Origin of the sequence: Mumia spirodelae, assembly GCF_050632745.1 — a bacterium.
GTDB lineage: Bacteria > Actinomycetota > Actinomycetes > Propionibacteriales > Nocardioidaceae > Mumia.
Genome location: NZ_JBODSD010000002.1, coordinates 1,116,788 through 1,129,816 on the forward strand (window position 1 = coordinate 1,116,788; position 13,029 = coordinate 1,129,816).

Sequence of the window (13,029 nt, forward strand, 5' to 3'; positions counted from 1 at the left end):
GGATGCCGCGAACGTAGCAACCGGGAGGACCACGCCGCGGCGTGATTTCACCATGACGGGAGTCCACCGCGGGCGAGGGAGTCCCCTAGGCTTCCGCGCATGGATCTCTCGCTGTACGTCGATGCCTGGGCCGAGTCGGCCGACCGGACCCTGGCGCTCCTCGACGCGCTGACCGACGACGCCTGGCACGCGCCGACGGGCTGCCCCGACTGGACCGTCCGCGACGTCGTCGCCCACCTCGCCGCTCTCGAGTCCGAGCTCGCCGGCACCGGCCGAGGAGCACCGACCGAGCTCACGGTGGACGGCAGCGAGGTGGAGTCGGCGTACACCGAGGCGGGCGTGCGCCAGCGCGACGACGCCTCGCGCACCGAGCTGCTGGAGGAGCTCCGCGAGGCGGTCGCCGCCCGCCGCAAGGCGCTCGAGACCCTCCCCGAGGACCCGCGGGCCACCGCCGACGTGACCCCCGGCGGGATCGGCTGGAGCAACGAGCTGCTCCTGCGCAACCGCATGATCGACGTCTTCGTCCACGAGCAGGACATCCGCACGGCCGTGGACCTCCCGGGCGGGTACGACGGTCGTACGGGGCCCCTCGTCGTCAGCGGGTTCCTCCTGGCGATCCCGTTCGTGCTGGCGAAGAAGCTGAAGGCGGAGCCGGGCACCGTGCTCGTCCTCGAGCTCACCGGCCCGGTCGCACGCACGGTCTCGGTCGAGGTCGGGGACGACGGACGCGGGCGCCTCCACGACGGCGAGACCGCGGATCCGACGGCACGCGTGAGCATGGCGACCGAGACGTTCGTCGAGCTGGTGGCCGGTCGCGAGGCGCTGCGTCCGCTCGCGGTGACCTGGACCGGCGACTCCACCCTGGTGGGCGACCTGCTCGCCGAGATCGCGGTCACGCCGTGACCCCGCCGCCTGCGGGACCCTCCTGGAGCACGGCCGACATCGGCGACCTCCACGGGAAGACGGTCGTGATCACCGGCATCACCGGGGGCCTCGGCGCCGAGGCGGCGTACCAGCTCGCCCACCACGGCGCCACCATCGTGGCCGCCGGGCGCGACCTCGACCGGGTCGAGCAGGCGCTGACGTCCCTGCGGCACGGCGTCCACGACGCCCGAGCGATCGGCGTGCGGCTGGACCTCGCCGACCTCGACTCCGTGGCGTCGGCGGCGGCCGAGATCACCCAGCGCGCGGGGCGCGTGGACGTGCTGGTCAACAACGCCGGCATCATGGCGGCGCCGTTCCGCACCTCCGCGCAGGGGTTCGAGCTGCAGATGGCGACCAACCACCTCGGGCACTTCGCACTCACCGCGCAGCTGTGGCCGGTGCTGGTCACGAGCCGCGCGCGGGTCGTCTCCGTGTCGTCGCTCATGCACTCGTTCGCCCGCACGATCGACCTGCGCTCGCTCCAGGCCGGTGCGCCGCTCCCGCGCTACGACCGGTGGAGGGCGTACGCGCAGTCCAAGCTCGCGAACCTCCTCTTCATGCGCGAGCTCGACCGGCGCACCCGCGCCGCCGGCGTCGACGTGACGAGCGTCGCCGCCCACCCCGGCTACGCCCTGACCCACCTGCAGCAGTCCGGGCTCCAGCTCGGCGGCCGGAGCTTCCAGGGCGTCGTCGTCCACCAGGTCAGCCGTGCTGTCGGGCAGTCCGCGGCCGCCGGGGCCTGGCCGATCGAGCGGGCGGCGACCGACCCGACCCTCGAGGGCGGGGCGTACGTCGGCCCGTCGGGCTTCCGCCAGCTGCGCGGCCGTCCGCGGCCGGTGGGGATGACGGAGCTCGCTCGTGACCCCGAGCTCGCGGCCGCGCTCTGGGCGGCGTCGGAGGCGGCGGCGGGGATCACCTTCCGCGTCGCCTGAGTCCTGCCGATCACCTCCCGCGTGCCCTCACCAGCGGTTAGGCTCCGCCCATGCTGGTACGCCGGATCGACGACGCCGACCTCGACGCCGTGCTCGCCCTCAACCAGGGCGCGCTCGAGGGCGTCGCGACCCTGACCCTGGAGCGCCTCGAGGAGATCCTGGGCTACACCGACCAGGCGGTGGTCGCTCAGGACGGCGACGGCGCGCTGTCCGGCTTCGCGCTGACCATCGCGCCCGGCACGGCGTACGACAGCATCAACTACCGCTGGTTCGGCGAGGAGTACGACGACTTCGTCTACCTCGACCGCGTCGTGGTGGCTCCCGCGTTCCGGCGCAGAGGGGTCGCGACGCTCCTCTACAACGTTCTCGAGGAGCGCGCGCGGGCGCACGAGCTGATGGCGCTGGAGGTCTACGTCGAGCCGCGCAACGAGCCGTCGCTGACCTTCCACGCGTCGCGCGGCTACGCCGAGGTCGGACGGCTCGACCAGCCCGACGGCAAGAAGGCCGCCATGATGACCAAGCAGGTCGGCTGAGCGAGGGGCCCGCGCGCGCGGCGTCCACGACGGCGCTCAGACGCTGACGGACTCCCCGCGACGCATCGCCTCGAGGACCTCGGGCGCCGTCGCCGCGAGCCGGCGCCGGATCGCGCGACGGTGGCGCACGATCATCACGGCGCCGAGAGCCCACGGCACGACCTGGACCGCCATCGCCCAGGTGAACGCACTGGACGTGTAGGCGTCCGACCCCGCCGGCGTCAGCACGTCGAGCACCACGCCGACGGCGAGCATCGTGCAGAGCGAGGCGATGAAACCGCCGGTGTTGACCAGCGCGGTCGCGAGACCCGCCCGTTCCGCGCTCCCCAGCGTCCGGACGAAGTCGAAGCCGACCATCGACGCCGGACCACCGACGGCGGTGACGACCACCATGAGGACCAGCAGCCACGACGGGGCGTCACCCGGCCACAGCAGCACCGCGGCCCAGACCGTCGCGATCCCGGCCATGATCGCCAGCGTGGTCGACGACCGGTGGTACGGCCGGTGGGCCGTGAGCCAGGCGAGGAACGGCCCCGTCGCCATCGTCGCCAGGGTGAGGAGCGTGAGCAGGAACGCAGCGAACGCCGGGCTCGCGTGCTGACCTCGGACGAAGAACGGGTAGCCCCAGAGGATGCCGAGGACCGTCCCGCTGAACTGCGTCGAGAAGTGCGTCCAGAACCCGAGCCGCGTGCCCTCGTCGCCCCAGGCGTCGCGGATCCGGCCGAGCAGACCGCGCAGCTCCAGCGGGGGGCCGAGGTGGCGGCGCATGCCGGGGCGGTCGTGGACGACGGAGGCGAGGGCCACCGCGAGGACGAGGCCGACGACGGCCGTGACCAGGTAGGCCCGGGTCCAGCCGAGGTGGTGCAGCGCCCACGTCATCGGCACCGCGGCGAGGATCATGCCGAGCTGCCCGCTCAGCCCGGTGAGCTGGGTCATGAGAGGCACCCGCCGCGGCGCGAACCAGTTGGCCACCAGGCGCAGGACGCACACGAACACCATCGCGTCTCCGGCTCCGACCGCGACGCGTGCCGCCAGCGCGAGCGGGTACGACGTGGCGAAGGCGAACGCGATCTGCGCCCCGCTGAGCGTGAGGACGCCGGTGAGGATGACCGCCCGCGGCCCGAACCGGTCCAGCGCGAGGCCGACCGGGATCTGCATCCCCGCGTAGACGACCAGCTGCAGCACGGTGAACGTCGAGAGCTGCGCCGCGCCGATGCCGAACCGCTCGGTCGCGTCCAGGCCCGCGACCGCGAGCGACGAGCGGTGGAACACGGCGAGGACGTAGACCGACAGCGCGACGAACCACACCGCGTACGCGTTGCGCCGCAGGCCGAGGCGGCGCGAGACGCGCGCGATCACGCCGAGGCTCCGGCGGAGCCCAGCACCGAGTGACGGCTGGTCGCGAGGTGCGCGTCGCTCGCCGCGAGGAACGCGTACAGGTCGTCGCCCGCGATCAACCGCGCGAGCTCCCGGTGGTCGCGCACCGCCGAGTCCATGCGCTCGGGTGACATGCCCATCGCCGTGGCGTTGACCATCATCTGCCGCTCGCGCAGGCTCCGGTAGAAGCGCGTGACGTGCGGGTTGCCGGCAGCGTCGACGACGACCTCGTGGAAGCGGCGGTCGACCTCGGTGAACGAGGCGAGGTCGTCGTCGGCACGGTGCTGCTCCGCGGCGTCGACGAGCGCGTCGAGCTCCGGACGGATCCGGGTGCCGGCGGAGAACGCGCGCGGCGCCGCCCACTGCTCGACGAGCGCGCGCGCCTCCCATACGGACTCCGCCTCGGCGCTGGTCACCGGGAGGACGATGGCGCCCCGCTTCGGGTAGATCCGCACCAGCCCCTCGGTCTGCAGGCGCAGCAGGGCCTCGCGGACCGGCGTACGCGAGCAGCCCAGCCGCTCGGCCAGCGCGACCTCGCCGAGCTCCTCACCGCCCGGAAGCTCGCCGACGAGGATGGCGCGCTTGAGGGTCGCGTACGTCCGCTCCGTCGCCGAGGTCCGGGCGGGTGCGGGCGCGACGGGCGCGGGCAGGTCAGGAGCGGGTGATGCACACATGTTGCATACATGATGCCACGGCACCCCTGCCCCGGTGATGATGGGCCCGTGGACGTGCGTGCGGCGACGACCCCGGCGGACCTCGACGAGGCCCGTCGGCTCTTCCGCGCCTTCGTGTCGTGGCACCGCGAGCGGCACGTCGACGACCGCGACCTGATCGACGCCTACTTCGACGACGCGGCGTTCGAGCGCGAGCTCGCCGGGCTGCCCGGGGCGTACGCGGAGCCGGACGGGTCCCTGCTGCTCGCCTGGGAGGACGACCGCGCGCTCGGATGCGTCGCGTCGCGCCGCCTCGCCGACGCGACCTGCGAGATGAAGCGCATGTTCGTCGACCCCGCAGGCCGGCACCGCGGCGTCGGCACGGCGCTCGGCGAAGCGGTCGTCGCGCAGGCGCGCTCGGCCGGCTACCGCGCGATGTACCTCGACACGAGCGTGCGCCAGGGGGAGGCGATGGCGCTCTACCGCAGGCTCGGCTTCGTGGAGGTGGAGCCCTACTACGCGCTTCCCCCGCCGTTGCGCGACTGGCTGGTGTTCTTCCGCCTCGCGTGGTGACCCGCGAGGCGGACCGGTCAGGCGCCGGCGTCGCGCCGGGCCGCGAGCACGGCGTGGACCCGCTCCGCCCAGGCGACGTTCGCCCGCTCGAACGCCAGCCCGCGCTCGAGCGTCAGGTACGGTCCCACACGCTCCGCGTCGCGCAGGTACTCCTCCTCGCCGCGGCCACCGAGCATGCGGTCGCGGAGCCGCTCGAACAGACGCACCTTGGCCCGCGACCCCACGGCGAGCTCGTCGACGGACGCGATCAGCGCATCGAGGTCGGCGACGTCGGCGGCCTGCACCTTGACCATCAGCTCGACGCGCATCGCCGGCGGCTTGGCGGGCGCGCTCGCGAACGCGTGCAGCGCCGCGCGGCCGGCGGCATTGAGCGACAGGACCTTCTTGGTCGGACGGCGCTCCTGCGGCACGACCTCGACGTCCACCAGACCGTCGGCCTCCAGGCGCTCGAGCTCGCGGTAGAGCTGCTGAGGGGTCGAGCTCCAGAAGTTCGCCGACGACACGTCGAACACCTTGCTCAGCTCGTAGCCGGACGCGTCACCCTCCAGGAGGGCAGCGAGGAGCGCAAATCTCAACGACACAGCCACAACCTCTCACGGCCGGGCTGCGGGATGGGTCAGACCACCCGGACGTCGTCGACGCGGCCGCCGTGGTCGAGCCACCAGCGTGCGCCGTTGCGCATCGCGGGAGCGCGCCGGCGATCCTTCGCCACGCGTTCGAGCACCGGGTCCTGCTGCATCCCGGCGGCGAAGAGCGCGGCGTGCGCGATGCTGAGGTCGTCGTGGTCGAGCAGGTCCGCGACACCCGGCACCGGACCGCCCGGCACGTGGGCGAGCGCGATCAGCGTCTGCCGGACGTCGGCACCGGCGAGACCGAGGCGGGTGATCAGCGCATCGCGCTCGGCCTTGCTGACGACGTACGGAAGCACTCCGGGTGCGCCCTCGAAGCACCGGTTGGGCTGGGTCTGCTCGATGAGCACCTCCCCCAGCGCGGCGGCGTACGGGCTGCGCGCGAGCACCAGCGCGGACTGGTGCCGCACGTCGTGGCTGGTCGCGCTGTAGGCGTCCTCGATGATCGCGCGCCCGACCGGGTCGACCTCGCGCCCCGTGAACGACTCGATGCGGGCGGTGGCGCCACGTACCGCCGTCGCGAGCATCGTCGCGCGGCTGGTCGCCGAACCCGACACTCCCCGCGGGCGGGACGGGAAGAGCTGCGGACGGAGCCGTCTGAGCCGGTCGGCGGTCTGGCTGGGGAGCACGTCGAGCAGCGGCACGATCTTGAGCAGCGCGCTCTCGTTGGTCCCGTCGAAGAGGATCTGGGCAAGCTGCGCCTCGAGCGCCGCCATCGACGCGGGCGTGACCTCGTGCCGGCTGAGCTTGCGGTGCAGCCCCCACGTCGCTCCGAGCTGGAGCTGCGCCGACGGCTGGCCCAGCAGCGAGATCAGCGTGTTGACGGCCTTCTCGGCGCGGACGTCGGCGATGAGCACGACGGGCACCAGGGTGGCCTGGGCGTGCGGGTCGATCACCTGCGCCCCCACGGCCCGCATCACGCGCGACTGGTGCAGCGGGGCCTCGATCAGGCGACGCAGCGCCTCGTACCGGGTGACGAGCGCGAGCCCGTTCGCCCGGGACGCCTCGCTGACCAGGCGGGTGATGAGCGGGTCCAGCAGCGCGAGGTAGCGGTCGTCGAGCGGGTCCGCCGCAGCCACGCAGCCGGCCCACTCGAACCAGTCGACGCCCTCGACGCAGGCGCCCTGCACCGTCGCGAACGCCTCCGACAGCGCCGCGTCCGAGACGTCGACGGTGCGGGCCGGCGGACGCGCGCCCCAGGACCGCGCCAACCCCTCGCAGGTCGCCGCCAGCCCGGCGCGCGGCAGGCCCAGGATCTCCTCGTACGACCGCAGGACGGCCTCGGGCACACGCAGGCGACCGGACTCCCACCGACTCACGCGCGACGCGTCGGCCCGGTGGCCGTGCTGCGCGAGGACCTCCGCGTACGGCTGAAGCTTGCGCAGGTCGGTGTCGGCCGACATCAGCCGCCACTGGCGCAGGAGCCAGCCGACGCGCTCGTAAGCGCTGACCTCTCGCGACTCACCTGTCACCGGATCACCCCTTCGCCCCCCGGCACCGGTCATCAGCCGAAACGTAACGATCCGGCGACGGTGCTGTGAGCGATTCCCGGGGATTGACGCAATTCCGCCACCGCCGTGGCGCATCGACGTCGGTACGGATGCGCCACGGCCGGGTGGCGGGTGCGGGGTCAGACGGTCAGGGCGCGGGCCGGATCCTCCAGGAGCGCGCCGACGTCGGCGAGGAACCGCGACCCCTGCTCGCCGTCGACGACCCGGTGGTCGAAGGACACCGCGAGCGTCGTCACCCAGCGCGGCACGACCTCCTCGTCGACGACCCAGGGCCGACGGTTGATCGCCCCGACCGCGAGGATCCCGGTCTGACCCGGGACGAGGATCGGGGTGCCCGCGTCCACGCCGAAGACGCCGACGTTCGTGATGCTGAACGTCCCGCCGGCCAGGTCGGCCGGCTGCGTCTTGCCCTCGCGTGCGACCCGGACGACCTCGCCGATCTCCGCCGCGAGCTCGGGCATCGGGCGGCGGTCGGCATCGCGCACGACGGGGACCAGCAGGCCCCGAGGCGTCGCGGCCGCGATGCCGAGGTGGACGTCGTGCTTGAGCACGATCTCCTGCCGCTCCTCGTCGAAGGTCGCGTTCATCTCCGGCGTACGACGCAGCGCCAGGCAGACGGCGCGCACGACGAGCAGCAGCGGCGAGAGCTTGACGTCGGCCAGTGCGCGGTCGTCGCGCATCCGCTCCAGCAGCTCCATCGAGCGCGACACGTCGACGGTCAGCCACTCGGTGACGTGCGGCGCCGTGAACGCCGACGCGACCATGGCCTCGGCCGTCGCCTTGCGGACCCCCTTGACGGGGACGCGGGTCTCGCGTCCGCCGCCCGTACCGGACGCGGCTGCGGGTGCCGCCACCGTCTCGGCTGCGGACGCGGTCTCGGGCGCGGCTCCGGGCGTCGAGATCCGCCGCGCGTACGCCTCGACGTCGGGGCGCCGCACCACCCCGCCGTCGCCCGGCGGCACCTGGCGGAGGTCGATGCCGAGGTCCTTGGCGAGCTTGCGGACGGGCGGCTTGGCGAGCGTACGGACGGTGGCCGCGGGCTGCGTCGGTTCGGGCTGCACCGGCTCCGGCTGCACCGGCTCCGGCTGCACCGGCTCGGGCTGCGCCGGTTCGGACTGCGTCGCCGCGGGGGCCGACCGACGACGTCGGCGGACCGACTGGCGCTCGCGCGGGCCGTACCCGACGAGCGTCGCCACCGGCGCCGGCTCCGCGGCGTCCGGAAGCTCCGCACCGGTCTCGGCACGCTCCTCCGCCGGGGGCGGCGCGGCGGTCTCCGGGGAGACGTCGGCCGGCGCGGAGGCGTCCGCACCCTCCGACACCGCGATGATCGGCGTCCCGACCGCGACGGTCTCGCCTTCGGCGACGAGCAGCGCGGTGACCGTCCCCGCGTACGGCGTCGGCAGCTCGACGATCGACTTGGCGGTCTCGACCTCGCACACGATGTCGTTCACCTTGACCGTGTCGCCGACCGCGACGTGCCAGGAGACGATCTCGGCCTCCGTCAGCCCCTCGCCGGGATCGGGAAGCCTGTACTCGTGGGTCGTCATCGTCCTCACCACGCCAGGCTGCGGTCGACGGCGTCGAGCACCTGGTCGAGGTCGGGCAGCCACGCCTCCTCGACGCGGCTCGGAGGGTACGGCGTGTCGTAGCCGCCGACCCGGAGCACCGGCGCCTCCAGCGAGTAGAAGCACTCCTCGCTGATCCGGGCGGCGAGCTCGGCGCCCATCCCGAGGTTGCGGTGCGCCTCGTGCACGACGACCGCGCGCCCGGTCTTGCGGACCGACGCGTGGACGGGCGCCATGTCGAGCGGCGACAGGGTCCGCAGGTCGATGACCTCGAGATCGAGCCCGTCGGCGACCCCCGCCTCCGCCGCACCCATGGCGACGGCCACCGACGGGCCGTACGCGAGGACGGTCGCCGACGCGCCCGGTCGCACGACCTGCGAGGAGAACAGCGCCGGCGGCGTCGCCTCGACGTCGATCTCCGCCTTGGTCGAGTGGTAGAGGCGCTTCGGCTCGAGGAAGACGACAGGGTCGGGCGAGGCCACGGCCTGCTGGATCATCCAGTAGGCGTCGCGCGGGTTGGAGCACGCCACGACCTTGAGGCCCGGGGTGTGCGCGAACTGCGCCTCGGGGCTCTCGGAGTGGTGCTCGACGGCACCGATGCCGCCGCCGAACGGGATCCGGATGACGATCGGCATCGACACTCGGCCGCCCGAGCGGTAGCGGTACTTCGCGACCTGGCTCACGATCTGGTCGTACGCCGGGTAGACGAAGCCGTCGAACTGGATCTCGACCACGGGCCGGTAGCCGCGCAGCGCGAGGCCGACCGCGGTGCCGAGGATCCCGGACTCGGCGAGCGGCGTGTCGATCACCCGGTCCTCGCCGAAGTCCTTCTGGAGACCGTCGGTGATCCGGAAGACGCCGCCGAGCCGGCCGATGTCCTCGCCCATCAGGACGACCTTCGCGTCGTCGTCCATCGCACGGCGCAGGCCTGCGTTCAGCGCCTTGGCCATCGTCATCGTCGACGTGCTCATCGGGCCACCTCCGTCTCGAGCGACTGCGACCAGGAGCGGAACTCCTCCTGCTCCGCGGCGATCTCGTCGGTCTGCTCGACGAACACCTGCGCGAAGAGGGTGGCGGGGTCGGGATCGGGCAGCGCGCGGACCTGCGCCCGCAGCCCCTCCCCGAGGGCGTCGGCCTCGGCCTCGACGTCGGCGAAGAACTGCTCGTCGACGGCGTGCACGCGGCGGAGGTAGGCGCGGACGCGCTCGAGCGGGTCGCGCAGCTTCCAGCGCTCGACCTCGTCGGAGTGGCGATAGCGCGTCGGGTCGTCGGTCGTCGTGTGCGCGCCCATCCGGTAGGTGAACGCCTCCACGAGGCTCGGCCCGCTGCCCTCGCGGGCACGCTGCAGCGCCTCGCGGGTGACGGCGTGGACGGCGAGGACGTCGTTGCCGTCGACGCGGACGCCGGGGAAGCCGAAGCCGGCCGCACGCTGGTAGAGCGGCACCCGGGTCTGACGGGTGGTGGGCTCGGAGATCGCCCACTGGTTGTTCTGGCAGAAGAACACGACGGGCGCGTTCATGACGGCGGCGTACACGAACGACTCGTTGACGTCGCCCTGGCTCGTGGCACCGTCGCCGAAGTACGCCACCACCGCGGAGTCCCGGCCGGCCTCGCCGGTCCCGACGGCGCCGTCGCGCTGGATGCCCATCGCGTACCCGGTCGCGTGCAGCGTCTGCGCGCCGATGACGATCGTGTAGAGGCCGAAGTTGTGCTCGTCGGGGTCCCAGGTGCCCTGGTCGGTGCCGCGGAAGAGGCGCAGCAGCGCGATCGGGTCGACGTCGCGGCACCACGCGACGCCGTGCTCGCGGTAGGTCGGGAAGACGAAGTCCTGCGGGGCGAGGGCTCGGCCGGAGCCGATCTGCGCGGCCTCCTGGCCCAGGAGCGAGGCCCAGATGCCGAGCTCGCCGTGGCGCTGGAGCGCGGTGGCCTCGGTGTCGATCCGCCGGGTGAGCACGAGGTCGCGGTAGAGGCCCGCGATCATCTCGTCGTCGCCGTCGAAGTGGTAGTCGGGGTGCTCGACACGCTCTCCCTCGGGGGTGAGCAGCTGGACGAGCGGGGGGTCGACAAGATCGGCCATGGGCCACTCCTCGCGTTCGGCGGCCCGGGGTCACCGCGCCGGCGGATGTGAGTCGTGGAGCGCAACCCGGACGGTAGTTGGGCGTACGCACCACCGGGTGTGAGCGGGCTCACACCGTGGAGCCAGGCTAGCACCGGGCCCCAGGGTCGGGAGGGACGCCTGCGGCGCTCCTCCGGACCCCGGGACCGCGATCACGACGTCAGGACGTCGCGCTGGTGACCGTCACGCCGGGGTCGGCCGCGTCGCCGGTCGAGTACACGTAGTCGGCGGCAGCGGCGTCGCCCAGCTGGGCCTTGAGGAACAGCGCCGCCCACCGCGCGCTGGTCGCGATGCTGGCGGCCTGGCTGAGCGTCTGAGCGCTGGACTCCGCCTCGGCCCCCGCCGGGCTCTGCACGTCGGTGATGCCGTAGTGGTTGGCGCCCCCGACCCGCACGATCTGCTTGGGGCCGTTCTCGAGCTTGGCGTACGACGTCTCGGCGTCGGCCGGGAGCGCGGCGCCGTCGACCGTGCCCTGGACGAGCTGGACCGGGATCTGGTTGTCCATGCTCGCCGAGGTGCCGAACAGCGGCGACTTGTTGTTGGTGCCGTACAGCGACGCCGCCTTGACCTCGTCGGGCAGCGAGTAGCCGAGCGTCGTGCAGAACGGGATCCCACAGCTCTCCTCGGCGACGCCCAGCGCCGCGGCACCGCCGAAGGAGTGACCGAGCAGGACCAGGGTGTCGGTGTCGATGTGGCCCGCCAGCGGCGAGCTCGCGTCGACGTTCTCGTCGGCCATCCAGCCGATCGCCTCGGCCGGCATCTTCTGCGACGGGTAGTAGTTGCTGTCGAAGAAGACGAGCCGCTTGTGGTTCGGCACGACCACGACGAAGCCGTACGCGGCGACCGCCCGGGCGTACGCGGCGTAGTACATGCGGTGGACCTTGGCGCCCTGCATCAGCAGCGCGACCGGCAGCTCGCCCTGCACGCCTGCGGGGTAGTAGACGTCGGCGCCGTCGTTGACGACCTGGCTGGAGTAGTGGGCGATCTCGGGGGTGTCGGTCGCGGTGGCGGAGCTCGGGAGCACCGACAGGACACTGCCGGTGAGGGCGGCGACGAGGGCGAGGTGGGCGGCACGTCTCAGGCGCACGGGGATCCTCCAGGGGAATTGGTGGAACAGCGTTCCACATTTGTGTGGCCCCAGGCTTCCGCTCCGGACTCCTCCCGGTCAAGAGGCACGAGTCAGGTTCCTGCGCCCCGATTCGGCGTACGGTCGACCCGTGCCGGCCCTCTGGATCCCCCCGATGCTCGCGACGCTCACCTCGCGTCGCTTCGACGACCCCGCCTGGGTGTACGAGCGCAAGCTCGACGGCGAGCGGCTGATGGCGATCCGCGAGGACGGCGAGGTCCGCCTCTGGACCCGCAACCACCTCGACGTGAGCGTCAGCTATCCCGAGATCATCGAGGCGCTGCGCCCGTTCGACTCCGCCAAGGACTGGGTCGTCGACGGCGAGCTCTGCGCGATGCGCGGGGACCAGACGAGCTTCGAGGACCTGCAGAAGCGGATGCACGTCACCGACCCCCGCACCATCGCCAACGCCGGCGTCACGCTCGCGTACTTCGTCTTCGACCTCCCCCGCTACGACGGGCACGACCTGCAGCGGCTCCCGCTCACCGCGCGCAAGGACGCGTTGCGCGACGCGTACGCCTTCTCGTCCGCGATCCGGCTCAGCGAGCACGTGGTCGGTGCGGGGACGGAGATGTTCGCCCAGGCGGAGAAGGTCGGCTGGGAGGGCGTCATGGCCAAGCGGGCCGCGTCGACCTACCAGGCGGGCCGCCGCTCACCGGACTGGCTGAAGCTCAAGGTCGTCCGCGGCCAGGAGCTCGTCGTCGGCGGCTGGACCGATCCCCAGGGTGCACGCAGCGGGCTCGGCGCGCTGCTGCTCGGCTACTACGAGGGCGACACCCTCCGGTACGCCGGCAAGGTCGGCACCGGGTTCGACGAGAAGACGCTCGCGCACCTCGGGTCCCTGCTCGCTCCGCTCGCACGCAAGGACAACCCCTTCGCCGAGTCGGCCGACGAGATCCGTCGCTCCAGCCGGACGTCGGCCGCGCAGACCCACTGGGTGGAGCCGCAGCTCGTCGCCCAGATCGGCTTCAGCGAGTGGACGGGCGCGGGGCGCCTGCGTCATCCCCGCTACCAGGGGCTGCGCGACGACAAGGACCCGCGCGACGTCGTCCGCGAGGAGCCGCACCCGATCGGGCCCTGACGGCCGCGG

General features: G+C 73.0%; 13 protein-coding genes. 5 read left to right on the forward strand and 8 right to left on the reverse strand.

Translation table 11 applies throughout. The features are described from left to right. Positions 1 to 99 precede the first annotated feature (99 nt). From ACQSSQ_RS14710 to ACQSSQ_RS14720, 3 genes are read left to right on the forward strand one after another with little or no spacing between them, the layout of a single operon-like run. The gene (locus ACQSSQ_RS14710) at positions 100 to 903 is read left to right on the forward strand and encodes a maleylpyruvate isomerase family mycothiol-dependent enzyme (RefSeq protein WP_431327827.1); all 804 of its coding nucleotides are present in this window, start codon (positions 100 to 102) and stop codon (positions 901 to 903) included. Further along, complete coding sequence (locus ACQSSQ_RS14715; RefSeq protein ID WP_431327828.1) at positions 900 to 1,856, forward strand: oxidoreductase; 957 nt, start codon at positions 900 to 902, stop codon at positions 1,854 to 1,856. The genes ACQSSQ_RS14710 and ACQSSQ_RS14715 overlap by 4 nt, the downstream gene beginning before the upstream one ends. Before the next feature lie 50 nt (positions 1,857 to 1,906). Beyond that, on the forward strand, positions 1,907 to 2,389 hold the full coding sequence (locus ACQSSQ_RS14720; RefSeq protein ID WP_431327829.1) for a GNAT family N-acetyltransferase: 483 nt from the start codon (positions 1,907 to 1,909) through the stop codon (positions 2,387 to 2,389). Between the two features lie 36 nt (positions 2,390 to 2,425). Here the strand turns inward: ACQSSQ_RS14720 and ACQSSQ_RS14725 are convergent, their stop codons facing one another. Both ACQSSQ_RS14725 and ACQSSQ_RS14730 read right to left on the reverse strand, forming a co-directional pair. Next, the gene (locus ACQSSQ_RS14725; protein ID WP_431327830.1) at positions 2,426 to 3,748 is read right to left on the reverse strand and encodes an MFS transporter; all 1,323 of its coding nucleotides are present in this window, start codon (positions 3,746 to 3,748) and stop codon (positions 2,426 to 2,428) included. Continuing rightward, complete coding sequence (locus ACQSSQ_RS14730) at positions 3,745 to 4,440, reverse strand: GntR family transcriptional regulator (RefSeq protein WP_431327831.1); 696 nt, start codon at positions 4,438 to 4,440, stop codon at positions 3,745 to 3,747. The genes ACQSSQ_RS14725 and ACQSSQ_RS14730 overlap by 4 nt, the downstream gene beginning before the upstream one ends. A gap of 48 nt (positions 4,441 to 4,488) precedes the next feature. Here ACQSSQ_RS14730 and ACQSSQ_RS14735 point away from each other — a divergent pair, with 48 nt between their 5' ends. Then, positions 4,489 to 4,992: a GNAT family N-acetyltransferase gene (locus tag ACQSSQ_RS14735; RefSeq protein ID WP_431327832.1), complete on the forward strand. Its 504-nt coding sequence runs from the start codon at positions 4,489 to 4,491 to the stop codon at positions 4,990 to 4,992. Between the two features lie 17 nt (positions 4,993 to 5,009). On the opposite strand, the gene ACQSSQ_RS14740 is transcribed toward ACQSSQ_RS14735, so the two are convergent. The 6 genes from ACQSSQ_RS14740 to ACQSSQ_RS14765 all read right to left on the reverse strand — a co-directional run bounded on the left by ACQSSQ_RS14740 (position 5,010) and on the right by ACQSSQ_RS14765 (position 11,900). Then, positions 5,010 to 5,573 (reverse strand): PadR family transcriptional regulator, encoded by a 564-nt coding sequence (locus tag ACQSSQ_RS14740; RefSeq protein WP_431327833.1) that lies wholly within the window; start codon positions 5,571 to 5,573, stop codon positions 5,010 to 5,012. A gap of 35 nt (positions 5,574 to 5,608) precedes the next feature. Continuing rightward, the gene (locus tag ACQSSQ_RS14745; RefSeq protein ID WP_431327834.1) at positions 5,609 to 7,093 is read right to left on the reverse strand and encodes a hypothetical protein; all 1,485 of its coding nucleotides are present in this window, start codon (positions 7,091 to 7,093) and stop codon (positions 5,609 to 5,611) included. Between the two features lie 158 nt (positions 7,094 to 7,251). Next, the gene (locus ACQSSQ_RS14750; RefSeq protein ID WP_431327835.1) at positions 7,252 to 8,679 is read right to left on the reverse strand and encodes a dihydrolipoamide acetyltransferase family protein; all 1,428 of its coding nucleotides are present in this window, start codon (positions 8,677 to 8,679) and stop codon (positions 7,252 to 7,254) included. A 5-nt stretch (positions 8,680 to 8,684) separates the two neighbouring features. After that, positions 8,685 to 9,668 carry an alpha-ketoacid dehydrogenase subunit beta gene (locus ACQSSQ_RS14755; protein ID WP_431327836.1) on the reverse strand — a complete coding sequence of 328 codons (984 nt, stop codon included), beginning with the start codon at positions 9,666 to 9,668 and terminating at the stop codon, positions 8,685 to 8,687. Next, entirely contained in the window at positions 9,665 to 10,774 is a 1,110-nt protein-coding gene (gene pdhA, locus ACQSSQ_RS14760) for a pyruvate dehydrogenase (acetyl-transferring) E1 component subunit alpha (protein WP_431327837.1), read from the reverse strand. Before pdhA ends, ACQSSQ_RS14755 begins: the two co-directional genes overlap by 4 nt. A 199-nt stretch (positions 10,775 to 10,973) precedes the next feature. Further along, positions 10,974 to 11,900, reverse strand: a complete 927-nt coding sequence (locus ACQSSQ_RS14765) for an alpha/beta hydrolase family protein (protein ID WP_431327838.1) — start codon at positions 11,898 to 11,900, stop codon at positions 10,974 to 10,976. 130 nt (positions 11,901 to 12,030) lie between these two features. On the opposite strand from ACQSSQ_RS14765, the gene ligD reads away from it, so the two are divergent. Then, a complete protein-coding gene (ligD, locus tag ACQSSQ_RS14770; RefSeq protein WP_431327839.1) occupies positions 12,031 to 13,020 on the forward strand; it encodes a non-homologous end-joining DNA ligase in 990 nt (329 codons plus the stop codon). Positions 13,021 to 13,029: the final 9 nt, after the last annotated feature.

Excerpts from the sequence above, each read along its gene's own strand:
- ACQSSQ_RS14750 (WP_431327835.1), bottom strand. The coding sequence starts at position 8,679 with ATGACGACCCACGAGTACAGGCTTCCCGATCCCGGCGAGGGGCTGACG.
- ACQSSQ_RS14710 (WP_431327827.1), top strand. The coding sequence starts at position 100 with ATGGATCTCTCGCTGTACGTCGATGCCTGGGCCGAGTCGGCCGACCGG.
- ACQSSQ_RS14755 (WP_431327836.1), bottom strand. The coding sequence starts at position 9,668 with ATGAGCACGTCGACGATGACGATGGCCAAGGCGCTGAACGCAGGCCTG.
- ACQSSQ_RS14720 (WP_431327829.1), top strand. The coding sequence starts at position 1,907 with ATGCTGGTACGCCGGATCGACGACGCCGACCTCGACGCCGTGCTCGCC.
- ACQSSQ_RS14730 (WP_431327831.1), bottom strand. The coding sequence starts at position 4,440 with ATGTGTGCATCACCCGCTCCTGACCTGCCCGCGCCCGTCGCGCCCGCA.
- pdhA (WP_431327837.1), bottom strand. The coding sequence starts at position 10,774 with ATGGCCGATCTTGTCGACCCCCCGCTCGTCCAGCTGCTCACCCCCGAG.